Below are 26,673 nucleotides of genomic sequence, written 5' to 3'. Positions count from 1 at the left end.
GGCGGCACCCCGCCCACGGGGCAAGAGCCGCTGGTCAGGAGCCCTTCAGCTCCGCAAGTGCCCCAGCACGGACCGCACCGCGTGCCGCACGGCGTGGCGGGTCTGGCCGGTGTGGTCGATCGTCTCGAAACCGTGGTGGCCGAGCGGTACGTCGACCACCTCGACATTGGCGTCGCAGTCCCTGGCGGCGGTCAGGAACTCCTCGACCGTCACCGCGATCTCGGGGAGTTCGAGCCCCACCCGGGTCAGTACGATCGGCAGGTGTCCCGCGGTACGCACCGCGGTCGCGGGACGGAACCCGGATTCGGCGGGGCCCCGGCTCGGCAGCGGCGCGAGTATGGGATAGGTCGCCGCCACGCACCGCAGCCAGGGCGGGGGCGCCGCGAGCCAGTCGGCCGACAGCGGCCCGCCACCGGAGAAGTACCACAGCGCGACGCGGTCCCCGTCGACCCGCGGATCGGCTCGTACGAGTTCGACCGCTTCTGCGACATCCTCGGCAGCGCGCCCGTAGTCGGAGAGGTCGTGCAGCCGGTGATCCAATGTCACACCGACGGCTCCCAGACCGGCCACGTACTGCCCGTAGCCGACAAACGCCGGCCAGTCACGCGGGGTCGGCCGCACGCCGGCGGGAATCGGGCCGCCGTGGACGAACACCACTGTTGGAGAGGGGTTTTCGGCATCGGGCAGGTGGAGGTCGACGTTTCCCACCCGCTCGCGGGGCCGCTTCGGTACGTCCAGGAGGAAAGGCCGCAGGTGTGTGGGCTGTTCGCTCACCGTCACGGACAGTCGGCGCCCTTCTCCCTTCGCGGCCCGGAGCAGTACGTCGGCCAGTTCACCGGGGGTCGAGAGCATCGGCCAGTGGCCGGTGTCGAGTTCGAAGAAACTCACTCGGGGGTCGGTGAGCGCCTGGAGGCGGGGGTCCCCGAGTCCCACCTGGAGTTCGACCATGGCGATGCCCGGCCCGTTGGCGGTGCACAGGACACCCGTCACCGGCAGCTCGGAGCCCGCCCCGGACAGCCGCAGTGGCTGGGTGAGCGTGCCCACCGGCTGCGGCGCGGCGTAACGGGTCAGCCGTGCGAGCGCGTCTGCGGGGACGCCGGCGAGGCTGCCCCAGCGCTGCCACTCGTCGACCGGCGGCGGAGGGACGCGCCAGTCATCCCCGGCGCCCTCCCCGGACCGGGGCGGCAGCCGGTCGCGGACCGCCTGGTCGGGCACGAGCTTGAGCGCCGGGTCGCCGTCCTGGGGCAGGCCCGCGTCCAGGTGGACGATCCGGGCGATCCGCTCGGGGCGCCGGTCGGCGGCGCCGAGCACCGGGTGGATGCCGTAACCATGACCGGCCATCACCACCCGCTGCGCGTCCACATGGTCGATCAGCCGCACCACATCCTGGATATGCGTCTCCAGATCCGTGCCGGGTCCCGCCAGGTGGCGGCGCTCCCCCATGCCGGTGAGCGTCACCGGATGCACCTCGGCCCCCGACTCCCGCAGGCGGGCCGCTACCTCCCGCCATATCCAGCCGCCGGTGTGGGCCTCCGAAACCAGTATGAATGCCGTCATCAACATCTCCTCGCACGCCTCATAAGGCTCGTAAGCCCTGGTCAGGGGATCGGCCGCACCGGCCATCCGCGCTCGCCGGTACGGTAGAAGCTCCCCCTGAGGGAGGTTCAAGCCTTGTCCCCTGACGGCATGTGGAGTATCGGAGAGCTCGCCGAGCATGCGGGCGTCACCGTCAAGACCGTCCGCTTCTACTCCGATCGCGGCCTGCTGCCCGAGGCCGTCCGCAGCGCCGGCGGCCACCGCCGGTACGGCCCCGGCGCACTCGACCGGCTGCGTACGATCCGCTCCCTGCGCAACCTCGGCCTGCCGGTCCCCGAGGTGGGCCGGATCCTCGACCGGGAGGACACGCTGGAGGACGTCGTCGCGCGGCAGCTGCGGGAGGTCGGCTCGCGGCTGGCCGCCCTGCGCTGGCGGGAAGCCGCCCTCCAGTCGCTCCGGGACTGCGCCCCCGGGGAACGCGCCGAGCGGCTGCTCCTGATCGGCGCCGTGGCCGCCCCGCCCAGCACAGCCGCGCTGGCGCGCTTCTGGCGGCGCTGGCTGCCCCCGCGGCTTCCGGCACGGGTGGCCGCCGCGGTCATCGAACAGGCGGTCCCACAGCCACCGGTGGACCCGACCCCGGCCCAGGTAGTGGCCTTCACCCGGCTGCACGCCTTCGTCTCCGGCGACTGCCCCGGCGGCGACCGCGGCCAGCCCGAGGCGCACCGGCCCGACAAGGGCTACCGCCCGGCCGTGCTCTACGACGGTCTCGGCGAGGCGTTCGCGCTGGCGGCGCCGCACCTGCGCGCACAGCGGGCACCGCACGAGGGCGAGGCACTCGACTGCTTCGTCTCCGCGTACGCCCGCTCACACGGCACGCGCGACACCCCCGCCTTCCGCCGCCGGCTCGGCGGCCAGCTCGCCGCGGACCCCCGTATCGACCTCTACTGGCAGCTCACCGCCGAAGTGACCACCCCGCCGTCCGGCCCGCCGGAACCGACCGCCGGGGCCGCCCACGACTGGCTCCTCGCTGCCCTGGACGCCCAAATCGCCCGTACGGCCGTCTGAACGCAACCCGGTCCCCGGCCCGGTTCAGACCTTGCGGGCCACACCCGCGTATCCGGGGATCGGGTCGTCGCCCGCGACCGGGACCACTTCTCCGAGTTCCGGTCGCCAGTCGGCGGCCAGCGAGACGCCCGGCTCGACGAGTTCGAAGCCGTTGAAGAACTCGGCGAACTCCGCGCGGGAACGCGGCCGCAGGGTGAGCCCCTTGGCGGCGTACAGCTCCGACGCCTTCGCCGCGCCCGCCGGGTCGAAGTCCCCGGTGACGTGGGACAGGACGAGGTAACTGCCGGACGCGAGCCGGTCCATGAGGCGGTTCACCAGCGCGTGCGCGCCGTCCTCGTCCCCCACGAAGTGCAGCAGCGCGACAAGCGACAGCGCGACGGGCTTCGTGAAGTCGAGCGTCTTGCCCGCCCGGTCCAGGATGAGGTCGGGTTCGCGGGCGTCCGCCTGGATGTACTCGGTGGCGCCCTGCGGTGTGGAGCGCAGCAGGGCCTCCGCGTGGGCGAGCACGATCGGGTCGTTGTCGCAGTAGACGATGCGCGCGTCGGGGGCGGTCCGCTGGGCGATCTGGTGAAGGTTCGGCTCGGTCGGTATGCCCGTACCGATGTCGAGGAACTGACGTACGCCGTTCTCCGCGAGCCAGCGCGTGGCACGGTGCATGAACGCCCGGTTGACCCGCGCCATGTCACGGCCCCGTGAGTCGAGGGTGAGGAGCTGGCGCGCCATCTCCTCGTCGACCGGGTAGTTGTCCTTGCCGCCGAGGAACCAGTCGTACATGCGCGCGGGGTGCGGCTTGCTGGTGTCGATCTCGACGGCTGTGCGGTCTTGCCCAGTCATACGGCGCTCCGTGGTCAGCGGGGGTGAACGGTGAACGTGAACGGTGGAAAGTGTGGCGGATCAGGTGAGCAGGAAGTCGGCCTGTCCGGCCTTCGCTCCCTGGATGAACGCGGCGATCTCGCCGGGAGTGTAGATCAGCGCGGGGCCCTCGGGGTCGGCGGACTGGCGGACGGCGACCCTGCCGTCGGCCAGCTTCATGGCTTCGATGCAGTTGCCGCCGTTGCCGCCGCTCCACGGCTTGTACCAGCCCTCCGCGGGCAGGTCGTTGGCGGGCATGCCGTTGTATATCCGGTCCATCTCACAGCTCCTTGCGGAGATTCCTGAGGATCTCCTTTGTGCGTTGTGCGGTCGCGGCCTGAGCCGCCATGCGGTCCATGACTTCGAGGTGGGCCGCCACCTCGGGGCGCGCGTCGAGATAGACCGCGCCGGTCAGGTACTCGCTGTAGACCATGTCCGGGAGTTCCGGTACGGCGAAGCGGAAGAGGACGAACGGGCCGTAGGTGCCGGGGTGGTGTCCCGTGGCGAACTCGGCGATCTGCAAGGTGACGTTGGGCATTTCGACGGCCTCCAGGAGGCGGTCGATCTGCTCCCCCAGCACATCCGGCCTGCCGACCGGCCGGCGCAGCACCGTCTCGTCCATGACGACCCACAGCTTCGGGGCGTCGGCGCGGGTGAGGAGGCTCTGGCGCTCCATGCGCAGGGCCACATGCCGCTCGATGGCGTCGGCTGCACCGGAGCCGGTCTGCCCGACGGCTCCGCCGCGCATGATCGCGCGGGCGTAGCTCTCGGTCTGCAGCAGGCCCGGTACGAACTGCGGCTCGTACGCCCTGATGAGCGACGCGGCGCCCTCCAGGCTGACGTACATGCTGAACCAGTCGGGCAGGGTGCCGTGGAACCGCTGCCACCAGCCGGGCCTGTTCGCCTCCTCGGCCAGCTCGACGAAGGAATCGATGTCCTGCGGGGAATGCCCGTACGCCTGCAGCAGGAGCTGCACGTAAGGGATTTTGAGCCCGACCTCGGCCGTCTCCATCCTGCGGATGGTGGCCGGGGTGACGCGGAGCACCTTGGCGGCCGCTTCGCGTGTCATGCCTGCCCTTTGGCGCAGTTCCAGCAGGCGCTTGCCGAGAACGACCTGGCCCACTGTCGGGGCGGACCGCGGTTCACTCACTTCAGACCTCCCCGTGGACTGTTGCGAGCAGTGTGCCACGCGGTCGCAGTCAAAGAAATGACACTCTGCAATTTTCATAGTGACCCTTGCCAAGTGCCGCGTTGGGGTGGAGAGTTGCGCGGTGAACCAGTTCACGCGGATGCCGTGCGCTGCCACCGGAGGGAGGCAGCCGTCCGGCGTCTCCCCCCACCGTGAGGAAACGCTCGTGGCACCAGGCACTGCGCTCGTCCCCCAGCTCATGGACCGCTGCCGGGGAACGGCCGTACGCCGGTACGGGTTCGAACTGCCGGCCCGCGCTGAATTCGTGTCCTCGGCACGGCGCCTGACGCGGCAGCGGCTGGCGCGGTGGGGCGTCGACGAGGACACCTGCGACACGGCGGCTCTGATCGTCTCCGAACTGTTCACCAATGCCGTACTGCACACCGCGAGCGAGCAGGTCGTGTGCGAACTGCGCGACAGCGACGGCCGCCTGCGTGTCGCCGTGAAGGATCAGGGGCTGGAGCCCACCGGGCCTCGGCTGCGTCAGGCGGGCGACGAGGAACACGGGCGCGGGCTGCAGCTCGTCGACACCCTGAGCAGCTTCTGGGGAACGCGCGATGCGACGGACGGTCCGGGGCGCATCGTCTGGGCGGAGCTTCCTTGCTGAGGTCCGTGATGACCAGCCTGCCGGCGGGCCGGCTCTCGCGCGTGCGTCGCCACGAGGCGGTCGCGCAGAGCCGTGCGTACGGCGGCCCCCAGAAGGGCCCGCAGCCCGGCGCGCACACCGGCGCACACACCGCCGAGCAGGGCGGCGAGCGGAACGGCGGGCGCAGCGGCGGACGGGTCCGCCTGCCCGTGCCGCCCGGTCTTTCCACACCGCTCGGCTGCGACGCCGTGGGGCTTCCCGCGCGGCACGGGCTGCGGATGATGGCCCATCTGTCCCGGCCCGGATGCGTCTTCGCCGACGCCGACTGGTGGTGGTGGCTCGTGCCTGCCGAGTCGGACCTCGGACTCGCCTGGCCGCGACCCGCCCGCTACGTCTCGGGGGCGTACGTACCCGCGACACGTCCGCGCCTGATCCACACGCCGGAGGGCAGCGCACCGTACACGCCGCCGATTCCGCTCTACCTGATGGTCTGCCGGGTCGCGGGCACCGCCCCGGCGTGGTCCACTGTGCCGCATCAGGGGTCCTGACCACCTCCGCGCAAGCGGCTGTTCGTGCCGCGCACCCTGGACAGCGCCTGCCGGGCCGCGAGTCAATTCCCTGACTGCCGGACGGGCATGTCCATGCGCATGCCCATGCTCAGGGGAGGAATCTCCGCGCCATGAACAGACCCACGTTACGCAGACACGCCCCACACGCCCTGACCGCCGTCGCCGTCGCGATCACAACGGTCCTCGCCGCCGGGCCGCCCTCCACCGCGCGGCCCACGCCCTCGCCCGCGCCCACCGGGCCGGGCACAACGTCCGTCGTCACCTGGGCCGCCGGCACGGACAGGCTGTCCACCGCCGGCGCCGCCCCGGAGCGCACGTACCGGCTCGTCGTGCACACCAGCGCCGGCGGCAGCAGGCTGCGGGTCCGGCTCTCCAACGCCTTCGGCACCAAGCCGGTGACCTTCGGCCGCGCGTACGCCGGACTGCGGGCCACCGGCGCCGCGCTGGTGCCGGGCACCAACCGGCCGCTGACCTTCGCCGGATCGCCCTCGGTGAGCGTGCCGCCCGGCGGCTCGGTCTACAGCGACCCGCTGCCCGGCACGGTGCGGCCACGGTCCGACCTGGCCGTCAGCCTGTACGTACGCAGCGCGGGCGGCGCCGCGACGGGTCACAGGATGGCCCTGCAGACGTCGTACATCGCACCGGCCGGCAACCACGCCGCCGACGACTCCGCCGCGCCCTTCACTCAGCGGATCGCCTCGTGGTTCTACCTCGACGCCGTCACCGTGGGTGCCCGGCGCGGCACGGGCGCCGTGGCGACGCTCGGCGACTCGATCACCGACGGCGCGATCTCCACCCGCGACACCAATCGCCGCTGGCCGGATTTCCTGGCCCGCAGGCTGGACGCCGATCCCGGTTCGCGCGTCAAGGGCGTCGCCAACGAGGGGATCTCGGGCAACAAGGTCCTCAAGGACGGTTCCGGCGAGAGCGCGCTGAAGCGGCTCGACCGGGACGTGCTCTCGCAGCACGGCGTGCGCACCGTGGTGCTGCTCGAAGGGGTCAACGACATCAAGGGCGTCCCGGCGCCGACAGCCGCCGAACTGATCGCCGGTTACCGGCAGATCATCGACAGGTCGCACGCGGCGGGCGTGTGCGTCGTCGGGGCGACGGTCATGCCGTACGAGGGCTGGCGGGAGTGGACGCCGGCCGGTGAGGCCGTACGGCAGGAGGTCAATGCCTTCATCCGCGGCAGCGGCGCGTTCGACGCCGTCGTCGATTTCGACCGGGCGGTCATGGACCCGGCCGCGCCGGCCCGGCTCCTTCCGGCGTACAACAGCGGCGACCATCTCCACCCCAACGACGCCGGCATGCGGACGATGGCGGACACCGTCGACCTGAAGAGCCTGCGCTGTCCGAGGCGTTGACGCACCGGCGGTTGAGGCCGTTCGCGCGGGGGGAGGGTCGTGATCATGACACAGACCCTCGCCCCTGCGCGGCGCCCCGTCCGGCAGTTGCTCGCGGCCTCCGTCGGCAACGCCGTCGAGTGGTACGACTGGTACGCGTACACCTTCCTCGCCACCTATATCGCCGGGCAGATATTTCCCCAGGGCTCCGGCAATTCCCTCGTCCCCCTGCTCTCCACCTTCGCCGTCTTCGCCGTCGGCTTCTTCATGCGGCCGGTCGGCGGTCTGCTGATGGGCGCCGTCGCGGACCGGCGCGGGCGTCGTGCCGCGCTCACCCTCACCATCCTCCTGATGGGCGGCAGCAGCCTGCTGGTCGGCCTGACACCGACGTACGCCTGCGCCGGTGTCCTCGCTCCGGTGGTGCTGGTCACCGCGCGCCTGCTCCAGGGACTGTCCGTCGGCGGCGAGTTCGCCGCGTCGACCACCTTCCTCGTCGAGTCCGCCGGGCCGGGCAGGCGCGGTCTCTTCTCCAGCTTCCAGTACGTCTCCACGACCACGGGCCAGCTCGCCGCGTCGGGCATCGCCGCCGCGCTCGTGGCGGGCCTCAGCGAAGGGGCGATGGAGGGGTGGGGGTGGCGCGTTCCGTTCGTCGTGGGGGCGGCCCTGAGTCTCGTCGGCTTCTGGATCCGGCGCGGAGCCCAGGAGACCCTCGCCGCCGGGCACGCGCACAAGCCGCGCCCCGGTCTCTTCGACGCCCTGCGGCACCACCCGCGCCAGTCGCTGCTGATCTGCGGCATCACCGCGGGCGGCACCATCGCGTACTACACCTGGACGTCCTATCTGCCGACGTACGCCGAACTGAACGCGGGCATCGCGAAGTCCGACGCGCTGCTCGCGGGCACCATCTCACTGGCCTTCTTCGCGCTGCTCCAGCCGGTCGGCGGGCTACTGTCCGACCGATACGGCCGCAAGCCGCTGCTGCTGTTCTTCGGCATCGGCTTCGCGCTGCTGAGCGTTCCCCTGCTGCGCGCCGTCAACGGTTCCTTCACGTCGCTGCTGCTGGTGCAGTGCGCGGGAATGGTCCTGCTCACCGGCTTCACGTCGATCTCGGCGGCGGTCAACGCGGAGATCTTCCCGGCCAGGGTCCGCGCGGCCGGCATCGGTTTCCCCTACTCCCTCACGGTCGCGCTTTTCGGCGGTACGGCGCCGTACGTGGGCACGCTGTTCAAGGAGCTGGGCCGGCCCGGACTGTTCCCTTGGTACGTCGCCGCGCTGTGCCTGGTGTCCACGGCGGTGTACTTCCGGCTTCCCGAGAGCGCGCACAAGGAGCTGGACCGCTGAGCCGGTGAACGGTGCTGTTGTTCCTCAGAGCGAACGCAGCGCCTCACGGGCACGCTTCACCAGTCCGTCGGCGCCGCACTTCCCGGCGAGGGCCAGGCCTCGGCTCAGCTCGCCCGCGGACCGCGCGGCGATGCCGTACTCGACCCGCGCCAGGGCGTGCTCGTACGCACAGGGTGACCCTTCGAGGAACGCGACCGCCTTGGCGAGCAGCTCCACTGCCCGTTCGCCCTCCTCCAGGGCCGCCGCGCAGCGCAGTGACTCGCCGATGGCGGTGTCCGTACCGAAGCGCTCCGCGCGGTCCCGTACGTAGGCGGCGAGGGCGGCGGCGCGCTCGGGGTCGTCGGCGGCCACCGCGCGGGCGAGATCGCTCGCCCAGGGCGCCATGACACCGTTGTGCCGGCCGCGCGAGGTCAACGCCTCTCCCGCCGCTTCGAACTCGGCGACGGCTTCCTTGGTGCGGCCCTGTGCGAGCAGCAGCCTTCCGCGTACGCACTGGGCGTCGGGAATGACGATCGACGACGGGTACGGCGGCGCGAACGCGTGGCGTTCGGCCGCCTCCCGGGCGGCGTCGACCCTGCCCCGCGCGAGCAGCGTGTCGATGAGCATGCAGGCGGCGTCCCAGTGCATCGGCAGGCCGTTGCCGACGCGCTCGGCGAGGCGCAGACTCTCGCGCAGATACATCTCGGCCTGGGCGAGCCGGCCGCGCCTGCGCTGGAGGTAGCCGACGAGGGCGTTGGCGAAGGCCAGATGACCGCCGCTCCAGCCGGAGATCTCGAAGGCGCGCAGTGCCTCGTCGAAGAGGCTCTCGGCCTGGTCGAGCCGGTCCGCGAAGGCGTACGTGAGGCCGAGCAGCGCCGGGGGCTCGAAACCCCAGGCGGTGTTGGTCCAGCCGAGGCCCGGCGCGAGCATGCCGTCGAGCAGGGCGCGGTCGCAGATCTGGACGATCTCCTCGGCGTTCTCCCCGCGTGCGGTGCCGTCGAAGGCCCTCAGTATGAGGAGCACGCGTTCGGAGTTGTCGCGGCCCTGGAGGCTTTCGGTCATCTCGGCGAGGCGCCGGGAGCGTCCTGGGCCGTCGTCCTCGGCCGCCTGTACGCCCTCCCACAGGAAGTGCACGGCCTGGAGCCGCATTCTGGCGGGGCCGGCGGCGGTTCTGGCGACCTCGGCGGCCACGACCTGGGCCGCTTCCCGTGTCTGGTTGTTGTGCGTGAGCGCCTGGGACAGCCGGAAGACCGCGTCCACACGCTGACCGGCGTCCAGGCCCGGCATGCCCAGGGCCGCCCGCAGGTGGCCGACGGTGGTGGCGGGCGAGGTCAGCAGCGTGGCGCAGCCCAGTTCGTACAGCACCTTGGCGTGTTCTCCGGGCAGCGGAGGCTCTTCGAGGGCGCGCTCCAGACAGCGTCTGGCGGCGTCCGGAGCGCCGACGGCGAGGTGCTCGGAGGCGGCCTCGCGCAACTGGGCGACCAGCTCCGGGTCGTCGTCCGGGTGGACTTCGAGGAGGTGCCTCGCGGCGGCCGCCGCGCCCCGGCCCGCCCGGGTGACCGCCCAGGCGGCCCGGCAGTGCATGGCGGTGCGGGTGGCGGGCGGAATGGCGCGGTAGACGGCGCCCGCGATGAGCGGGTGGACGAACTCCATGGGGTCGGTACCGGCGAGAATGCGGGCCGTGCGCAGCCGTTCGGCGCAGTCGGCGGCCCGGGCACCGTCGAGGCCGGCGAGCGAGGCGGCCAGGTCCAGCGAGATCTCCGTACCGAGGATGGCGGCGGCCCAGGCGAACCTGGTGGTGTCCGTGCCCAGTTCTTCGAGCCGGGCGATCAGGCCGGTGCCGCGCGCGGCGGCACCGAGGGCGCGCAGGGCGCCCGCGGAGCCCTCGACCGGGTCCAGGCATCCGTCGCGCACCTTGGCGACGAGCTCCACGGTCTCGTAGAGGTTGCCGCCGGTGACCGCCCACACCTCACGGCAGAACGGATCGTCCGCGTGCTCGCCCAGGGCGGCGCGTGCGAGGCTCGCCACCGCCTCGGGGCTGAGCGCCCGCAGGGTGACGCACTGTCCGGCGACGGCCTCCATCGCCCGGATGCACTCCGCGGTGTCACCGGTGGGTTCCTCGGTGCGGTACGCGATGACGACGAGCACGGGAAGGTCGTCGCGCTGGACGAAGGACGCCAGCCAGCCGAGGGTCTCCAGGTCGGCCCAATGGGCATCGTCGACGAGCAGGACCAGCGGCCGGTGCACGGCCGCCAGGCGCAGGACCAGGGCGTCCAGGCCGTCCCGGACACCCTGGGGGTCGGCCCGCACGCCGGCCGGCGCCACGCCGAGCGCGGGGCCGATGATCTCGTACCCGTCACCGAGTAACTCCCTGGCGTCCACCGCGCCGGGCAGCGCGAGTGCGGGCTGCAGAAGTTGCCGTACGACATGGAAGGGGACCGAGGTGACCGTCTCGCCGGCGCGCGCGGACCACACGGTGCACCGTCCGGCGGCGAGTCGCCGGATCTCGGACAGCAACGCGGTCTTGCCCAGGCCCGCCTCGCCACCGCAGACGAGAACTCCACCGGCAGGCACGTCGGCGCAGAGCGCGTCGACGGCGCGTGCGGCGGCAGCGAGTTCCGTCTCGCGCTCCAGCAGCGGGACGGTGACCGGGAGCTCCGGGCCGGACACCATCATCCCTCCCCAAACCGTGGCGGACATCGAGCGTAGCCCGGCGGCGCTGCGGGTGGAATCGTTCCGCGCACTTCGGTCCGAAACGAGTGAACGACCGTTACCCGGCGCTTCGTCACTGGCCGCCCCGGCGTGCGGACTGAGGGGCTCCGGTCAACACGCGGGCGGTCGGGATCGTATACAGCAGGCCGTGGCAGGTGGCGTGTCAGGCGCGGTGGAGCGGTTCGCGTGACGCGTGCTCCCCGTCGCCCGGAGCGGAAGCCTGCGCGGGCGCGGGCGGGGACTGAACGGCGACGGCGGCCGCGAAGCCGTCGGGGGCCACCACATCGCTGACGGTCCAGCCCGCCGGATGCTTCGCCGCCGCCGGGCCGGTGCCGAGGTAGTCGAGCGAGAGACCGCGGGCGAGACCGATGCCGAGCCCCTTGAGGTACGCCTCCTTGCGCGCCCAGACCCGCGCGAAGGCCGCAGCCCGACCGGTCTCGGGCAAGGCCAACAGCTCGGCGGTCTCTCGCGGATGCAACTCCCCCGCGACCTCCCGCACCACGCCGGGCCGGGGAACCGCCTCCACGTCCACCCCCACGGGCACCGCCGCACAGGCGATCAGTGCCACGCTGCCGCTGTGCGACAGCGAGAAGTGCACCGGGCCGTCCGCCGTGGCGGGCCGCCCGTGCGGGCCGCCGCAGGAAGCGCACGGCTCCCGGTGGATGCGCACCGCTGCCGGTTCGATTCCCAGGCAGGCGCCCAGCATCGACCTGAGCGCCACATGGGCCGTGACGTAACACCTGCGGTCGGCCTCGCGGACGAACGCCGCCGCGCGCTCCTTCTCGCCGTCGTCGAGTACGCCGACGGCGAGCCGCGCCGCGACGTCGCCCTGCCGCTCGGCGTCCACACTCCACAGCACGGGCGCCGCGCCGCCGCCTTCCGCGCGCGGCTGCGGCCACACCACGGGTGCGGACGCTCCGAGAACCGGGGTCGTGGGCGCGTACATCACGGTTGCGTTCACCGGCCGAGCATAGGCAGTACGCACCGGAATCCCGAAGCGGGTCGGCCGGACGACGGCCGTGGCCGAATCCCGCATGCCGGGCCGCGGTGAGGCCGTGGTCACCGGCGCGCCCCCACCCGCCCCGGCATCACGCTTGACCCGGCGTGCCGTCAGCGGCACCGGTTGCCGCCCGCTCAGCAGGCACCTCGTACACCCGCCGGACGCTCGTGCCGAGGCGTGACAGGTCCGCGCCGTACACGTGCAGGGAGATCGCCACGTCCGTTCCCGCGTTCCACACGAGGTGGATGTCCCCGGGCGGCGCGAAGCCGCACACCGTCCCCCGCGGGTTGACGACGTCCCGCGTGGCGACCAGCCGCGCCGCCGTGCCGTCGCAGGACGGGACGAGCCGGTAGCGCCGCTCGTGTTCGGCGCCGGCGTGGACGCCGGTCGTGCACCACGCCACATGGTCGTGCACGGGGGTGCGCTGGCCGGGCAGCCAGACGAGCGCGACGACCGAGAAACTTCCGTCGGGTTCCGCGTGCAGGAGGTGCTGGCGGTAGTGCTCCGGATCGCTCGCGCGCTGCCCGGCGGTGAGCAGGTCGCCGGCGCCCAGATGCGGTGCGAGCCGCTCGCCGACAAGGTGCGCCGTGGGGTCGGGCGGCAGGCCGAGCGCGACGGCCTCACGGACTTCGGAGATGAATACGGCGAGACGCGTCGTCGTGCGCCCATCCATGGCCGCGGTCGAAGTGGTCATACGGGCAAGCCTTGCGCGGCCCGGCCGGCGGCGTCCAAGGAGCGTTTGTGCGGTACCGCCCAAGATCCGCTTATGAGTCCGGACGCGGTGTGGCCCTTCGGCGCCGTCAGCAGCCGATCTTGTTCGCCGCGACCGTCTTGAGCTCTCCGAGCACCAGCGCCGTGGCCGGTATCCGCAGATGCTCACGCAGCACGTACGCCGAGATCTGCCGCCGGGACGCGGGCTGCAACGCACGCCCCGCCACCTTCGGGTGGCGGAGGAAGTTGAGCACCAGACCCGGCATCATCGCTACGCCGAGCCCTTCCGCGACAAGGCTCTGCACCACGAGGTTGTCGTCGGTGGTGAAGGCGATGTCGGGCGCGAAGCCCTGTTCGGCGCACTCGTGCAGGAAGTTGACGCGGCAGCGCGGACAGCCCGCGATCCAGCGTTCCTCCGCGAGGTCCGCCAGCCGAACGGCACGGCGCCGCGCGAGCGGGTGCCCGGCCGGCAGCAGGACCAGTAACTGGTCCTCCATCAACGGGACTTCCAGCACTTCTCCGGGCACGTCCTCGTGCGACCCCGGATAGGTGAAGGCGAGCGCGATGTCGCATTCCCCGCGCACCAGGCGCCGCAGCGACTCGGGCGGCTCGTCCTCCAGGAGCTCCACTGCCACCCCCGGATGACCGGCGGCCAGCAGGGCCATGGCCTCGGGGACGAGGGTCGCGTTGGCGCTGGGGAAGGCGCAGACGCGCACCCGGCCCGCGCGCAGCCGGGTGAGGGAGGTCATCTGCTGCCGGGCGGCGGACAGGTCGTCGAGGATGACGGCCGCGTGCCGTGCCAGCGTCTCCCCGGCCTCGGTGAGCCGCAGACCGCGGCCGACGCGGGTGAACAGGGGCGTACCGACGTCACGTTCGAGCGCCTTCATCTGCTGGGTGATCGCTGGCTGCGTGTATCCCAGGACGCGGGCTGCGGCGGAGTACGAGCCGGTCCTGACCACTTCGTGGAAGGACTTGATGTGCCGCGTATCGAACACTCGTGGAGCATAAGCGGATTTTGGGATGTACGAACATCACCTATTCAGCCGTGCTGGACGCCCCTGTCGGCAGCAGAACCAGCCCCGGATCCGGCCGGGAGACGGCTGACACCGCGCTCCCGGCCGGCCGCTTCGGCGGTTACGGCGGCTGCGGCCGTTACGTCGTACGGAACGCGTAGAAGCCGCGGCCGAACGTGGCCGCCACCAGGCGGTGGTTCCTGGCGTCGTAGTCGAGGTCGTCCACCGGCACCAGCGGCATCCCGCCGCCGAGCCGGCGCCAGCCGCGCGAGCCGTTGCGGGTGAAGACGCCCTGGTCGGTGGCCGCGTAGAGCTTGCCGCCGCCCGCCAGGACCACGTCGTTCACCGGGGCCTGCGGGAGGTTGCCGGACAGGTCGGTCCAGCTCGCGCCCGCGTCGGTCGTGCGCAGCAGATGCGGCTGCGCCTCGCCCGAGCGGTACCCGGACAAGGCGGCGTACGCCGTCTGCGGATCCTTCGGGTCGACGACGACCCGCGTCACCCAGGGCTGCCCTTCGAGGACCTTCGTCCAGTGGGCGCCGAGGTCACGGGTGACCCAGACCCGGCCGTCGTCCGTACCCGCCCAGACGGTGCGGCCGTCGCGGGCCGCAGCGACGGTGGTGAGGGTGCCGTACGGGTAGGTGTCGCGGCTCGGTCCGCCGGTGAGGTCGGGGCTGATGGGCTGCCAGGTCGCTCCGCCGTCGGTGGAGCGGTTCAGGCGGTTGCCGCCGTAGTACATGACGCGCGGGTTCACCGGGTCGAACTGGAGCGGAGTGAACCAGTTGCGCCGGTCCGAGGTCGTGGCTTGGGTGAAGTACGTCATCGTGTCGCCGCCGTCGGCCGAGCGGGCGCAATTGCCGTACTGGTAGCAGGCGTAGACGTTCTCGCGGTCGGCCGGGTTGATGAGGTTCTGGAGGCCGTCGCCGCCCAGGTACTCGTTGAAGCCCGTCCCCCCCCAGGAGCGCAGCGAGCCGTTGTCCTGGGCGCCGCCCGATATGCGGCCGGTGTCCTGCGGGGTGGTGGCGACGCTGTAGAGCTGGGTCCACGGCATGTACGTCGCCTTGGTCCATCCCCGGTCTCCGCCGGCCTCCGAGCGGTAGACGCCGCCGTCATTGCCGAGGTAGACGCGGGACGGGCGGCGCGGGTCCCAGACCATGGCGTGCTGGTCGACATGGACGGCCTGGCTCTCACCCGTCCAGCTCGCGCCGCCGTCCTTCGACGTCATCAGGGCGACTCCGGCCGCGTGCACATGGCGTGAGTCGTCCGGGTCGACCCAGACCTTCCCGAACCACCACGAGAACCCGCCCTGCGACTGGGCGAGCTTGCTGTCATCGGGCAGCCTGGTCCAGCTCTCGCCCGCGTCGGCGGAGGTGAAGAACCCGGCGAACCCGCCCTTCGCGTCACCCACGAGCGCGTACAGCCGTCCCGGTTCGGACGCCGCGACGCCGAGTCCGATACGTCCTGTGTCCGGGCCCGGGGCGGGCAGTCCGCCGCCGAGCCGCCGCCAGGTGGAGCCGCCGTCGTCGGAGCGGAAGACGCCGGAGCCCGTGCCGCCGTAGGTGCGCTTGTCGGGCTCGCGCCGCCGGTCCCACAGGACGGCGTACACCCGGTCGGGGTCGGCGGGGTCGATCTGCACGTCGACGGCGCCGGTGAACTCGTTCGGTACGTCCAGTACGTGCCGCCACGACCTGCCCGCGTTCTCGGACAGATAGACACCCCGGTCACCGCCGGGGACGTACAGCGAACCGGCGGCTGCCGCGAAGATCCGGCGCGGGTCTCGCGGGTCGGCGCGCAGGGCGCCGACCGTACCGGAGTCGCGCAGACCGGCGGGCTTCCAGGTTTTCCCGTCGTCGGTCGAGCGGTAGACGCCCGTGCCTTCGTACGTGAGGCTGCCGCCGCCCGGGTTGGGCTCGCCGGTCCCCGCGTACAGCGTCCCGTCGGACGAGGTGGCGACCGCGCCCATCGCCTGCGTCTGCTGCGCGGGCCAGGCGGGGCTGAAGGTGCGCCCGGCGTTCGTGGAACGCCACAGTCCGCCGCTGGCGGCCGCCGCGTAGACGGTGTCGGCGTCCTGCGGGTCCAGGGCGAGGTCGACGATGCGCCCACCGATGTTCGTGGGGCCGAGGGACTTCCATCTGCCCGGTGTGCGGGGCAGCTCGGCGGCCTCGGAGGCGGCGGACTCGTACGCGTGCCGGGGCAGCGGTTCCCCCGGAATCTTCTTCTGCAGATAGCTGTACTCGGCCGGGGCGGCGGGACCGCGCAGTACGTCGCCGTCGGCGGCCGTGGCCGCTTCGGCGGTCCGCGGTCCGGGGGCCAGCAGTCCGGCCGTGACCAGCGCTGCCCCGATGACGGCCCACTGTGCTGTTCTGGTAGGTCTCCCTCTGAGCATGAGCACTCTCCCTACGCGGCTTCGACGGCACGTAACGAGGCGCAACCTCTCACCAACAGCCCGTCCCTCACCAGTAGTTCACTCAGGCCAAAGACGAGGGGGCCGATCCGGTCATGCATCCGGTCATGACGCGTCCTCAGTGGCCCGACACCGCTCCCCGGCCAGGTCCCGCCCGCCGCCGGCGCACCCATTCAGCCGCCCACATGTTGAGGGATGGGCGCGGCTGTCCTTGTGTGGGAACCAGCCCGATCGCCCGACACAGAGATGAGATGTCCATGCGTGTTCCGATCACCCTGATGGTCTCGGCCGTTTCCTGCGCGGCCGCCTTCGCCACCCTGGCCACTCCGGCCGTCGCGGCCGATACCGGCCCCGCCGACGGCCGCGACAGAGTCACCCATGGCCAGGCCCACCTCACCGGCCGCGAGGAAGTGCCAGGACCGGGCGACCGTAACGGGAGCGGCGAGTTCTGGTACGAGATCAAGCACGGCACCCTGTGCTACTCACTGAAGGTACGCAAGATCGCGAAGCCCACCGCCGCCCACATCCACGCGGGCAGGCGCGGTACGGCCGGGCGGATCGTCGTCACCCTCAAGACGCCCACGCACGGGTCCTCGAAGGGCTGCGTCAAGGCTCACCGGCACCAGACGCACGACAACGCCGCCAAGGTCCTGACGTTCCGTGAACTGAGGGCGATCGCCACCAAGCCCGGCAAGTTCTACGTGAACGTGCACAACCGGCCCTTCCCCGACGGGGCCATCCGCGGGCAGCTCCACCGCAGGTAGGGCGCCGGTACCGGATCGCCGGGCGGGCTCCATGCGAGCCCCCCGGCGATCGCGTCGTTCCCCGGTCAGAAGAAGACGCCGCAGCGCAGCAGTACGTTCGCGTACGGGCGTGCCTCGCCGGTACGTACCACCAGCCGGGCCTCTGCCGACAGCGCCTTGAGGTCGTCGTGCGGCACCAGGACAAGCCCCGGAAGGCACTCCTCCAGCAGCGCGGCCGCCGCCGGATTCGCCTCCCGTACCTCGTGCGCGGCCGTCGCGCCCTCGATCACCAGCTCGGCCAGCAGACCTTCGAGTACGTCTGCGAAGGACGGTATTCCGGCGCGGAAGGCCAGGTCCACGACGCGCGGACCGGCCGGAATCGGCATGCCCGCGTCGCAGACGAGAACCCCGTCACCATGGCCCAGGCCGGCCAGGGCCCCCGCCAGATGACGGTTGAGAACTCCGGCCTTCTTCACAGCGCCGCGACCTCCTCGGCGGTCGGGAAGGACACCTGCGCGCCCTCCTTCGTGACGGCGGCGGCGCCCACCCGTACCGCGAAGGCGGCGGCCGTCGCCAGGTCCTCGCCCCGCGCGAGCCGCCAGGCCAGCGCGGCGGTGAAGGCGTCACCAGCGCCCGTGGTGTCGACGGCGTCGACGCGGGGGCTCGGCACGCGTACCGCGGCGGTGTCCGTACCGCCCGCGGCGACCAGCGCGCCCTCCGCGCCCAGGGTGACGACCACCGACCGGGCGCCGAGCGCGAGCAGCGCCCGCGCCCAGTCCTCGGGCTCCTTGCCGTCGTACCCACCCGCGTGGCCGCCGAGCATGAACCGGGCCTCGTGCTCGTTGACCACCAGCGGGTCGCACGCGGCGAGCACGTCGGCGGGCAGCGGGGCGGGCGGCGACGGGTTCAGTACGAACCGGGTCCCGGCCGCCCGCGCACGTACCACCTCGGCCACCGTCTCCAGGGGGATCTCCAGTTGCGCCGAGACGACGCGGGCGCCGGCGAAGAGGGCGGCGGCGTCGCGGACGTCCTCGGAGGTCAGCCGGGCGTTGGCGCCGGGCGAGACGACGATGCTGTTGTCACCCGAGGGGTCCACGGTGATCAGGGCGACCCCGGTGGGCGCCCCGCCGACGCGTACCCCACCGGTCTCCACACCGGCCGCGCGCTGCGATTCCAGCAGCAGGCGCCCGTGGGCGTCGTCGCCGACGCGGGCCAGGAGGGCGGTCCTGGCGCCGAGGCGGGCGGCGGCGACGGCCTGGTTGGCGCCCTTGCCGCCCGGGTGGACGGCCAGGTCGGAGCCGAGCACGGTCTCGCCGGGGGCGGGGCGGCGCTCGACGCCGATCACCAGGTCGGCGTTGGCCGACCCCACGACGAGCAGGTCGTAGTCGTACATTCGTGTCCTGCCTTCGCTGTTCACGGTCACGAGAAGTCGGCGACGTTCTTCTTCGTCACGACCTTGACCGGCACCTTTACCACGCTGTCGACCTTCTTGCCCCGCGCCGCCTCGACTGCGTTCTGGACGGCGATCCTCCCGAGTTCCCTCGGCTGCTGCGCCACGGAGGCGTAGAGCGTGCCGGCCCCGACGGCCTTGAGACCGTCCGGAGTCCCGTCGAATCCGACGACGTGCACAGACTTCCCCGCCTTGCTGCCGAGCGCCTTGACCGCGCCGAGCGCCATCTCGTCGTTCTCGGCGAAGACACCGGTGATCCGGGGGCTGGACTGAAGCAGGTTGGTCATGACGTCCAGGCCCTTGGTGCGGTCGAAGTCCGCGGGCTGCCGGGCGACGACCTTGATCCCCGGATACGCCCGGAGCCCCTCGGCGAAGCCCTTGCCACGCTCGCGGCTCGCGGAGGTACCGGCCGTGCCCTGGAGCACGGCGATCTCTCCCTTGCCGCCGAGCTTCTCCGCCAGCGCCTTCGCGGCGAGCTTGCCGCCCGCGACGTTGTCGGAGGCGACGAGTGCGGCGGTGTCGGCCTTGTTGACGCCACGGTCGGCGGCGACCACCGGGATGCCGGCCTTGTTGGCGGCCCGTACCGCCGGCCCCGCCGCGTCCGAGTCCACGGGATTGACGATGATCGACTTCACGCCCTCGCCGGTGAAGTTCTGGAGCTGGTTGGCCTGCTGAGAGGCGTCGTTCTGCGCGTCCGTCACCGTCAGGTCGATACCGGAGTCTTCGGCCTCTGCCTGCGCGCCCGCCTTCATCTGTACGAAGAAGGGGTTGTTCAGGGTGGAGAGTGACATCCCGACCTTGGTAGTCGTACCGGAGGAGCCGGAGTTGAAGTAGGACACGCCTGCGACGACGACAGCCACGCACACCGCGGCGATACCGAGCTTCGCCGCCCCCCTGCGACCGTTCCCGGACGCACCGGAGGACGCCGCGGGAGCTGCCGACCCGCCACCTGCCCGCCGCCGCAGCGTGTCCAGCAGCACGGCGAGCGCGATGACGACACCGATGACGACCTGCTGCCAGAACGCCGAAACGGACAGCAGGTTGAGGCCGTTGCGGAGTACGGCGAGTATGAGCGCGCCGATCAGGGTGCCGGACGCCTTGCCGACGCCGCCCGCCAGGCTGGCGCCGCCGATGACGACCGCGGCGATCGCGTCGAGTTCGTAACCCTGCGCGGCCTGCGGCTGCGCGGAGACCAGCCGGGACGCGAGGACGATGCCGGCGACGGCGGCGAAGAGACCGGACAGGGCGTAGATGACGAGCTTCTGCCGCTTCACGCGCAGGCCCGAGAGCCGGGCGGCTTCCTCGTTGCCGCCGATCGCGTACATGGAACGTCCGATGTACGTACGCCCGAGAACGAGCGCGGTGACAAGTCCCATCACCACCATGACAACAACTGGCACCGGCAGCCACCCGCCGATCGTGTCGCCCAGTACCGACACGGACTCGGGGAAGGGGATCGGGCTGCCCTGCGAGATGACCAGGGACAGGCCGCGGCCGATCGAGAGCATGGCCAGGGTGGCGATGAACGGCGGGAGTTTGCCGTACGAGACGAGGGCTCCGTTGACGAGACCGCAGGCGATGCCCGTACCGACAGCGAGGATCACCGCGATCCACACCGGGACGCCTTCGGACGTGGCCGTCCAGGCGAGGACGGTTGCCGAGAGCGCGGCCACCGAACCGACCGACAGGTCGATGCCCGCCGAGACGATGACGAAGGTGACACCGAACGCGAGAATCGCGGTGACGGCGGCCTGCACCCCCACGTTCAACAGATTCTGGGTGGTCAGGAAGTCGCCGGAGAGCAGCGACATCGCCACCACCAGCACCACCAGGGCGCTCAGCGCGCCGTTGTCGAGCAGGATGCGGCGGACCGTACTCGCGGCGCTCGCGCCCGTCGTGCTCTTGAGCGTGTCAGTGGCCACGGGAGCCCTCCACTTCGTTCTTCGTTCCGTTCGGGTTCGGGGCGCCGGCGGCCGGGGCGCTGACGGCGAGCGCCATCACCGCGTCCTGGGTCGCTTCGTGCGCGGGGAGTTCGCCGGCGATCCGGCCCTGGGCCATGACCAGCACCCGGTCGCTCATGCCGAGGACTTCGGGCAGGTCGCTGGAGATCATCAGGACGGCGTGCCCGGAGGCCGTCAGCTCATTGATGAGCTGGTAGATCTCGACCTTGGCGCCGACGTCGATGCCGCGCGTCGGCTCGTCGAGGATCAGCACCAAGGCGCCGGCGAGCAGCCACTTCCCGATGACCACCTTCTGCTGGTTGCCACCCGAAAGCGTGCGGACATGCTGGCCGAGGCCCGCCATCCGTACGCCCAACTGCTCGGCGATCCGGGCGGCGGCCGCGCGCTGCCCCTTGAGGTCCACGAGTCCGCCACGCGTGGCCGAACGCAGCGTGACCAGGCCCAGGTTGTCCTGCACGGAGGCGTCGAGCACCAGCCCCTGCCCCTTGCGGTCCTCGGGTACGAGCCCGATCCCGGCGCCCATGGCGGCGTTCACATCCCCCTTCCCCAGCCGCTCGCCGCGCACCGCGACGCTCCCGGCGTCGTAGGGGTCGGCGCCGAAGACCGCCCGTACGACCTCGGTGCGTCCGGCGCCGACGAGCCCGGCGAGACCGACGACCTCACCCGCCCGCACATCGAAGCTGACGTCATGAAAGACGCCACCGCGCGTCAGTCCCCGGACGGACAGCAGCGCGTCACCGGCCGCCTCCGGGCGTTCCCGCGGATACTGCTGCTCGATACTGCGCCCGACCATCAGCCGTACGAGCTCGTCCTCGGACGTGGACGCGGGCACCTGGCCGATACTGCGACCGTCACGCAAAACGGTGACCCGGTCGCCGAGGGCCGCGATCTCCTCCAGGTGATGGGTAATGAAGACCACACCCACCCCGTCCTCGCGCAGTTGCCGCACGATCCGGAAGAGCTTGTCCACTTCCTCGCTGGTCAGTACGGCAGTCGGCTCGTCCATGATCAGGACGCGCGCCTCAAGACTCAGCGCCTTGGCGATCTCCACCATCTGGAGCCGCGCGATGCCCAGTTCGCGCACCAGGACCCTCGGCGAGACGTCCACGCCCACCCGGCGCAGCAGCTCCTCCGCGTCGGCCTCCATCCGCTTGCGGTCGATCATCCCGAAGCGCCGGGGCTGACGGCCGAGAAAGATGTTCTCGGCGACGGTCAGCTCGGGCACCAGGTTGAACTCCTGATAAATGGTGGCGATACCCAGCCGCTCGGCGTCCTGCGCACCGTGAACGCGGACTTCCTCCCCTCCCACGAGGATCCGGCCGCTGTCGGGCCGGTAGGCACCGGACAGCATCTTGATCAGCGTGCTCTTTCCGGCGCCGTTCTCACCGAGCAGCACATGGACTTCACCGCGCCGCAGATCGAAGTCGACGGAGTCGAGCGCCACGACGCCGGGGAAGGTCTTGCGTATGCCTTCGATGCGCAGCAACTCGTCCTGGCTGCTCACAGATCGCTCCTCTGACTCTGCTCGCTCTCGCCGCAGGACCGGCGTACGACGAGACGGGCGGGAAGGGTGACGGACTGCGGGGGCCGGCCCTCGATGACGTCGACCAGGGCCCGTACGGCGGCTCGGCCCAGCTCGCCGGTCGGCTGGGAGATCGCGGTGATCGGCGGATCGGTGTGGAGGAACCACGGGATGTCGTCGAAGGCGGCGAGCCCGATGTCCCGCGGAACCCGCATGCCGCGCGCGCGGATGGCGTCCAGAGCGCCGAGCGCCATCAGGTTGTCGGCGGCGAAGACCACTTCGGGCGGTTCGCCCAGGCCGAGGAACCGCTCCGTCGCCCGCCGCCCGCTGTCGGCCTGGAAGTCGCCCTGGCCGATGTAGGCATCAGGCAGCGGCAGCCCATGCTCCGCCAGAGCCTCGCGGAAGGCTTCGACGCGCTCACGGCCGGTGGTGGTGGCCGCCGGTCCGGCGATGATGGCGAGCTTGCGGTGGCCAAGACCGTACAGATGAGCGACCAGATCGCGTACGGCGGGACAGCCGTCCGCACGCACCACGGGTACGTCCACTCCCGGAATCCAGCGGTCCACGAACACCATGGGCGTGCCGCCGCGCGCCGCGTCACGTACCTGCGGCGAGCTTCCGTCGGCGGGCGACACGAGGAGCCCGTCGATCCGGCGGTCGAGGAGCGTACGGACGTGGTGGTCCTGCAACTCGGGCCGTTCGTCGGCGTTCCCGATGATGACGCTGTAGCCGAGCGCACGCGCCGCTTCCTCCACGGACCGGGCCAGCGCGGTGAAGTACGGATTGAGTACGTCGCTGATGACCAGCCCGAGGGTGCGCGTCTGGTCGGTGCGCAGGGAGCGGGCCACGGCGTTGGGCCGGTAGCCGAGCGTGTCGACGGCGGCCAGGACCCGGGCGCGCGCGCCGGGACTGACCGACGGATGACTGTTGAGAACACGCGAGACCGTGGCAACGGACACGCCTGCCTCAGCCGCGACATCTTTGATGCTCGCCACTGCCGGACCACCTCCTCGTGGTCTTGAAATCGATTACACGCCCGATTGGAATCGATTACAGACGACGAGACAAGCCCCCACCCCCACAGCGAGACCCGATCGTGACGAAGGGGGACCTCAAAAAGCTGCCAGGCCTCCCGACCCGGCTCTGGACAGGGCCGGGGGCCGCCCCGCCCCCGCCTCACCTGCAACGCCACTGGGGAGGGGACGTGTCGGGGCGCTCCCCGCAGGGCGTTGAACGCAACCACCGCGAACGAACCAACACCTACCCGAACGTTCGACGCCCGAGGAGACGCCCCGGCGCGGCACCGCCCCCAAAGCGCGGGGCTCCCCACACCCCCGCAGAACACGCGCCGACTACTCCCCCGCGTAGGCCCTCCGAAGTGCGGCAACGTCGAGCTTGACCATCGAGAGCATCGCTTCCGTGGACCGCTTCGCCTTGTCCGGATCGGGGTCGCTGATCATCTCGATGAGCCCGTCGGGGACGACCTGCCAGGACACCCCGTACTTGTCCCGCAGCCAGCCACAGGCGACTTCCGCGCCCCCGTCGGAGAGCTTGCTCCAGTAGTAGTCCACCTCGTCCTGGTCGGCGCAGAAGATCTGGAACGAGATGGCTTGGTTGAAGGTGCACTCGGGCCCGCCGTTCAGCGCGACGAACTTCTGCCCGTTGACCTCGAACTCGACGGTCAGAACCTCACCGACGGGCCTGGGCAGAGCCTCGTTGGAGCGGACGATCCGCCCGAGCCTGGAGTCCTTGAAGATCGAGACGTAGTGGTTCGCGGCCTCTTCCGCCTGCCCGTCGAACCACAGACACGTGGTGAATCCCTTGGTGACCATCGGTGCCTCCAGCACTTGAGCGATGTGTACTCATAGAGACCGGACCGACGCGGCGAACTCATCGGCGCCGGCCCGCCCAATGACGCACCGCATGGAACCTCCCCGCACCCCCAGCGTCTCTGATGAGTGAGGGTGGCGCGTGTCGGTGCCGGCGACTGAGGGGCGTAAGGGGATGCGGAACGGCAGGGATGAGGCGTTCACGGCCTTCATGACCGCGCGCTACGGCTCGCTGCTGCGTACGGCCACGCTGCTGACCGGCGGTGGCGGTGGTCGTCCGCGGGCCGAGGATCTGGCCCAGGAGGCGTTGTTGCGCACGTACCGCGCCTGGAACCGGATCGGGCGGCTGGAGGCGGCCGAGGCGTACACCCGCACCACCATGGTCCGGCTGCTGATCAAGGACCGGCACCGGAAGTGGCACGTGGAGATCCCGGCGGAACGGGTGCCGGAGGTCCTTCGTCCGGGCCACGAGGACCGGGTGACGACCGCCGTCACCGTTCGCGAGGTGTTACGGACGCTCCCCGCGGCCCAGCGGGCAGTTCTCGTACTGCGCTTCTACCACCAGCTCACCGAGCGGGAGATCGCCGACGTACTGGGCTGCTCACCCGGCACGGTCAAGAGCCGCGCCGCCCGCGCCCTGGCCGCCCTGCGCGACCACGGCTTCCTCAGCGCCTCCGCACTCGACCCGGAGAGGGGTTCCGCCGATGACTGACCAGCACCTTCCGAAGGAGGAGGAGGAGGAGGCAGAGGAGCAGGCAAGGGAGCAGGTACGGCGGCTGCTCGCGGCCGCCGCGGAGCCGGCGCAGAGCCCTGCCCCCGCGCCGGGCGCGGCGTTCACCGCCCGTGCCCGGCGTGGTCTGCTGCGCCGTCGCCTTGCCGTGGCGGCGGCCGCGGCCGCCGCCGTCGCTGCCGCGGTGGCCGTCCCCACGGCCCTGGGGAGCTTCTCCGGCGACGACGAACCGGCCCCGGCCGCCTCCGCCGAGTGCCTGCGGACCGCGGTGCAGAAGATCAGGGACCGGCAGGAGCAGGGCTACCGGCCCGTGTACGGCACGCTGCGCGCCGGCCGTATCGACGTGGACGACGGCGTCACGCGGAGCTCCGCCTTCCGGTTCGACGTCGACGGCGCCCTGGCGTACGGAGGCGCCGGCGTGCCGTCCTCCGGTCCGGTCACCGTCTGGTACCCGGCGGCGGAGGTCCAGCTCCCGGAACCCGGCCGCTATGTGCTGCTCCTCGACCCGGCGGACCGCCCCTCCACAGAGGGAGGGGACCTCTTTCACTTCGCCCCGGAACAGGCGCTGCCGCTCGGCGACGACGGCCGGGTCGTGCTGGAGTGCCCCGACGGCGGGAAGGGCGCCGTGGACCGGGAGCGACTGCGCGCGGCGGTGACCGGCCCGTAACGGCGGCCACCGCGACGTACCGGCCGCGCCGGCGGCGGCTCAGGTGCGGAAGTACCAGAACTTCTCACCGCCGCTGTGCTCGGCGATGATCTCGCTCAGCGGCCTGTTGAGCGTGTCCGTGGTGTGGTAGCTCATCTTCGGCATCCAGTCGGACGTGAAATCCGTGACCATCATGGTGTGACCGGGCTGCCCCGGATCGCTGTAGCCGAAGATCTCGAACTGCACGACGTCCGCGATGGCGAGGCTCGACGGCCCGGAAAGCTCGTACACCCGCTTGGACTCGTCGCGTGCGAAACGCTGCCAGTTGGGCGCGCCGCCCCAGGTCCAGCTGTGTTTCGGGAGCGGCCACGAATTGCCCGTGTACCACCAGGCCGAGTCGCTCCGGTACCAGCCGCGGACCCGCTCCCAGCCGCCGGCCTTCAGCGCGTGCGAGATGAAGTTGGTGCAGTCGTTTGTGTCCCGCTCGTACGGAACATTGTCCTTCGGTACTGGTTTGGCGTACTTCGTGGCGAAGGCCACCATCGCCGTGTAGTCGTACGCCGCGGTCGCACGCACCCCGGAGCCGGGAGACGGCTTCTGCGCCGGGTCGGTGAGCTTCTTCCCCTGTGCAGCCCCCGCACGGAGCTCCTTGGCCGCCTGCCGGGCCGCCCTCAGCTCCGCCGGGCCGAGCTTCTCCGGCGTGGACAGGTTCGCCGGCCCGTCCAGCGTCGTGATCTTCGAGAGGGCCCAGCCGCCGTCGGCACGGGCGAAGGACAGATCGTGCCGCACGGTGTAGCTGTACGGCTCGTCCTTGCTGCCCGCGAAGGTGTACTCCGTGTGCTCGCGCACGCTGATGCGCGCGGCGTCCCCCTGCGTGCGGGCCCGGCCGACCGGGGTGAGTTCCGTATCGACGGCCGAGTACCGCACGCCGGCCAGTTCGTTGATGCCGTGCAGTTGCTCACGGGCCTCCATCCGGTCGTCCCGTACGGCGCGGAAGGTCGCGGCCACGTCAAGGCTCTCGGCCTTGCGCGTCGCGTTCGCGGCGGAAGCGCCGTCCACGGTGACGGCGTTCTCCCCGGCGAAGTACGTCCTGGCGGCTTCGATCAGCGCCTGGTCGTCGGCGGGCGCGGGCTGCGCGGCCTGCGCCGGGCTGCTCGCGAGGACGGACGCGGCCAGCCCCGTAACGGCGGCGGCGATGGCCGCCTGCCGCATCGCTGTGCGGATGATCACTGGTACTCCCCTGTGTCGAATGCCTCCCGCCGCGCGGCGCCTGCGCCACGGGAGTTGACGGCGTACGCCAAGTGGTCGGACATGACGCTAGCGACGCCGGGGATTGCTTGAGGCGTACTCCGCAAATGGGGGCCGAAAAGGAGCGGTGATGCCCGCGGAAGCCGTGCCGGCTCCACCACAAGGACTGACTGGACGCAACCGGCCCCGGAAAAGCAAAAGACCCCAGCTGAGCTGGGGTCTTTACTTGCTGGTGTCCGAGGGGGGA

The 26,673-nt window shown here is 71.5% G+C and carries 25 protein-coding genes; 9 read left to right on the top strand and 16 right to left on the bottom strand.

Annotated elements, in window-relative coordinates; translation table 11 throughout:
- Positions 1 to 45: 45 nt before the first annotated feature.
- Positions 46 to 1,557, bottom strand: coding sequence for an alpha/beta hydrolase (locus G412_RS0131480; RefSeq protein WP_028815509.1), 1,512 nt, complete (start codon positions 1,555 to 1,557; stop codon positions 46 to 48).
- A 129-nt stretch (positions 1,558 to 1,686) separates the two neighbouring features.
- Between G412_RS0131480 and G412_RS0131475 the strand changes: the two genes are divergently transcribed.
- Positions 1,687 to 2,601, top strand: coding sequence for a helix-turn-helix domain-containing protein (locus tag G412_RS0131475; protein ID WP_037650549.1), 915 nt, complete (start codon positions 1,687 to 1,689; stop codon positions 2,599 to 2,601).
- Positions 2,602 to 2,625: 24 nt separating this feature from the next.
- Here G412_RS0131475 and G412_RS0131470 read toward each other — a convergent pair whose 3' ends face one another.
- Genes G412_RS0131470 through G412_RS0131460 form a run of 3 tightly spaced genes read right to left on the bottom strand, consistent with a single transcriptional unit; the run spans position 2,626 to position 4,603 of the window.
- A complete protein-coding gene (locus tag G412_RS0131470; protein WP_028815507.1) occupies positions 2,626 to 3,435 on the bottom strand; it encodes an SAM-dependent methyltransferase in 810 nt (269 codons plus the stop codon).
- A 60-nt stretch (positions 3,436 to 3,495) separates the two neighbouring features.
- Complete coding sequence (locus G412_RS0131465; RefSeq protein WP_028815506.1) at positions 3,496 to 3,732, bottom strand: DUF397 domain-containing protein; 237 nt, start codon at positions 3,730 to 3,732, stop codon at positions 3,496 to 3,498.
- Between the two features lies 1 nt (position 3,733).
- Positions 3,734 to 4,603 (bottom strand): helix-turn-helix domain-containing protein, encoded by an 870-nt coding sequence (locus G412_RS0131460; protein ID WP_028815505.1) that lies wholly within the window; start codon positions 4,601 to 4,603, stop codon positions 3,734 to 3,736.
- Between the two features lie 205 nt (positions 4,604 to 4,808).
- On the opposite strand from G412_RS0131460, the gene G412_RS0131455 reads away from it, so the two are divergent.
- From G412_RS0131455 to G412_RS0131440, 4 genes are all read left to right on the top strand, one after another.
- Positions 4,809 to 5,249, top strand: coding sequence for an ATP-binding protein (locus G412_RS0131455; RefSeq protein WP_028815504.1), 441 nt, complete (start codon positions 4,809 to 4,811; stop codon positions 5,247 to 5,249).
- Positions 5,250 to 5,257: 8 nt separating this feature from the next.
- The gene (locus G412_RS36915; RefSeq protein ID WP_244283343.1) at positions 5,258 to 5,776 is read left to right on the top strand and encodes a hypothetical protein; all 519 of its coding nucleotides are present in this window, start codon (positions 5,258 to 5,260) and stop codon (positions 5,774 to 5,776) included.
- Between the two features lie 131 nt (positions 5,777 to 5,907).
- Entirely contained in the window at positions 5,908 to 7,161 is a 1,254-nt protein-coding gene (locus tag G412_RS36910) for an SGNH/GDSL hydrolase family protein (RefSeq protein ID WP_037650546.1), read from the top strand.
- Between the two features lie 45 nt (positions 7,162 to 7,206).
- A complete protein-coding gene (locus G412_RS0131440; protein WP_028815503.1) occupies positions 7,207 to 8,481 on the top strand; it encodes an MFS transporter in 1,275 nt (424 codons plus the stop codon).
- 24 nt (positions 8,482 to 8,505) lie between these two features.
- Here the strand turns inward: G412_RS0131440 and G412_RS0131435 are convergent, their stop codons facing one another.
- The 4 genes from G412_RS0131435 to G412_RS0131420 form a co-directional block, all read right to left on the bottom strand.
- Entirely contained in the window at positions 8,506 to 11,160 is a 2,655-nt protein-coding gene (locus tag G412_RS0131435; protein WP_244283342.1) for an AAA family ATPase, read from the bottom strand.
- Positions 11,161 to 11,335: 175 nt separating this feature from the next.
- Complete coding sequence (locus G412_RS36905; protein ID WP_244283341.1) at positions 11,336 to 12,133, bottom strand: 4'-phosphopantetheinyl transferase family protein; 798 nt, start codon at positions 12,131 to 12,133, stop codon at positions 11,336 to 11,338.
- Positions 12,134 to 12,260: 127 nt separating this feature from the next.
- Positions 12,261 to 12,866, bottom strand: coding sequence for a cysteine dioxygenase family protein (locus G412_RS36900; RefSeq protein WP_051338731.1), 606 nt, complete (start codon positions 12,864 to 12,866; stop codon positions 12,261 to 12,263).
- A gap of 106 nt (positions 12,867 to 12,972) precedes the next feature.
- Entirely contained in the window at positions 12,973 to 13,878 is a 906-nt protein-coding gene (locus G412_RS0131420) for a LysR family transcriptional regulator (RefSeq protein ID WP_028815501.1), read from the bottom strand.
- A 2-nt stretch (positions 13,879 to 13,880) separates the two neighbouring features.
- On the opposite strand from G412_RS0131420, the gene G412_RS40020 reads away from it, so the two are divergent.
- Positions 13,881 to 14,057 (top strand): hypothetical protein, encoded by a 177-nt coding sequence (locus G412_RS40020; RefSeq protein WP_157839222.1) that lies wholly within the window; start codon positions 13,881 to 13,883, stop codon positions 14,055 to 14,057.
- On the opposite strand, the gene G412_RS0131415 is transcribed toward G412_RS40020, so the two are convergent.
- Entirely contained in the window at positions 14,036 to 16,279 is a 2,244-nt protein-coding gene (locus G412_RS0131415) for a WD40/YVTN/BNR-like repeat-containing protein (RefSeq protein ID WP_028815500.1), read from the bottom strand. The two genes, G412_RS40020 and G412_RS0131415, sit on opposite strands and share 22 nt — an antisense overlap.
- A 275-nt stretch (positions 16,280 to 16,554) precedes the next feature.
- Between G412_RS0131415 and G412_RS36895 the strand changes: the two genes are divergently transcribed.
- Positions 16,555 to 17,061, top strand: a complete 507-nt coding sequence (locus G412_RS36895; protein ID WP_051338730.1) for a CHRD domain-containing protein — start codon at positions 16,555 to 16,557, stop codon at positions 17,059 to 17,061.
- Positions 17,062 to 17,126: 65 nt separating this feature from the next.
- On the opposite strand, the gene rbsD is transcribed toward G412_RS36895, so the two are convergent.
- From rbsD to G412_RS0131380, 6 genes are all read right to left on the bottom strand, one after another.
- Positions 17,127 to 17,516 carry a D-ribose pyranase gene (gene rbsD, locus G412_RS0131405; RefSeq protein WP_028815499.1) on the bottom strand — a complete coding sequence of 130 codons (390 nt, stop codon included), beginning with the start codon at positions 17,514 to 17,516 and terminating at the stop codon, positions 17,127 to 17,129.
- The gene (locus tag G412_RS0131400) at positions 17,513 to 18,433 is read right to left on the bottom strand and encodes a ribokinase (RefSeq protein ID WP_028815498.1); all 921 of its coding nucleotides are present in this window, start codon (positions 18,431 to 18,433) and stop codon (positions 17,513 to 17,515) included. The genes rbsD and G412_RS0131400 overlap by 4 nt, the downstream gene beginning before the upstream one ends.
- 26 nt (positions 18,434 to 18,459) lie before the next feature.
- Positions 18,460 to 20,412, bottom strand: a complete 1,953-nt coding sequence (locus G412_RS0131395) for an ABC transporter permease/substrate-binding protein (RefSeq protein ID WP_028815497.1) — start codon at positions 20,410 to 20,412, stop codon at positions 18,460 to 18,462.
- Positions 20,402 to 21,955: a sugar ABC transporter ATP-binding protein gene (locus tag G412_RS0131390; protein WP_028815496.1), complete on the bottom strand. Its 1,554-nt coding sequence runs from the start codon at positions 21,953 to 21,955 to the stop codon at positions 20,402 to 20,404. The genes G412_RS0131395 and G412_RS0131390 overlap by 11 nt, the downstream gene beginning before the upstream one ends.
- Positions 21,952 to 22,968: a LacI family DNA-binding transcriptional regulator gene (locus G412_RS0131385; protein ID WP_028815495.1), complete on the bottom strand. Its 1,017-nt coding sequence runs from the start codon at positions 22,966 to 22,968 to the stop codon at positions 21,952 to 21,954. The genes G412_RS0131390 and G412_RS0131385 overlap by 4 nt, the downstream gene beginning before the upstream one ends.
- A gap of 357 nt (positions 22,969 to 23,325) precedes the next feature.
- Complete coding sequence (locus G412_RS0131380; protein ID WP_028815494.1) at positions 23,326 to 23,805, bottom strand: VOC family protein; 480 nt, start codon at positions 23,803 to 23,805, stop codon at positions 23,326 to 23,328.
- 172 nt (positions 23,806 to 23,977) lie between these two features.
- Here G412_RS0131380 and G412_RS0131375 point away from each other — a divergent pair, with 172 nt between their 5' ends.
- Positions 23,978 to 24,514: a SigE family RNA polymerase sigma factor gene (locus tag G412_RS0131375; protein ID WP_028815493.1), complete on the top strand. Its 537-nt coding sequence runs from the start codon at positions 23,978 to 23,980 to the stop codon at positions 24,512 to 24,514.
- Positions 24,507 to 25,199 carry a hypothetical protein gene (locus G412_RS0131370; protein ID WP_028815492.1) on the top strand — a complete coding sequence of 231 codons (693 nt, stop codon included), beginning with the start codon at positions 24,507 to 24,509 and terminating at the stop codon, positions 25,197 to 25,199. The genes G412_RS0131375 and G412_RS0131370 overlap by 8 nt, the downstream gene beginning before the upstream one ends.
- A 39-nt stretch (positions 25,200 to 25,238) precedes the next feature.
- Here the strand turns inward: G412_RS0131370 and G412_RS0131365 are convergent, their stop codons facing one another.
- Complete coding sequence (locus G412_RS0131365) at positions 25,239 to 26,408, bottom strand: amidase domain-containing protein (RefSeq protein ID WP_028815491.1); 1,170 nt, start codon at positions 26,406 to 26,408, stop codon at positions 25,239 to 25,241.
- Positions 26,409 to 26,673 lie beyond the last annotated feature (265 nt).

This window comes from Streptomyces flavidovirens DSM 40150 (assembly GCF_000429085.1).
GTDB lineage: Bacteria > Actinomycetota > Actinomycetes > Streptomycetales > Streptomycetaceae > Streptomyces > Streptomyces flavidovirens.
Note: the sequence above shows the minus strand (reverse complement) of the source record. Positions and strands in the feature narration are given on the sequence as shown.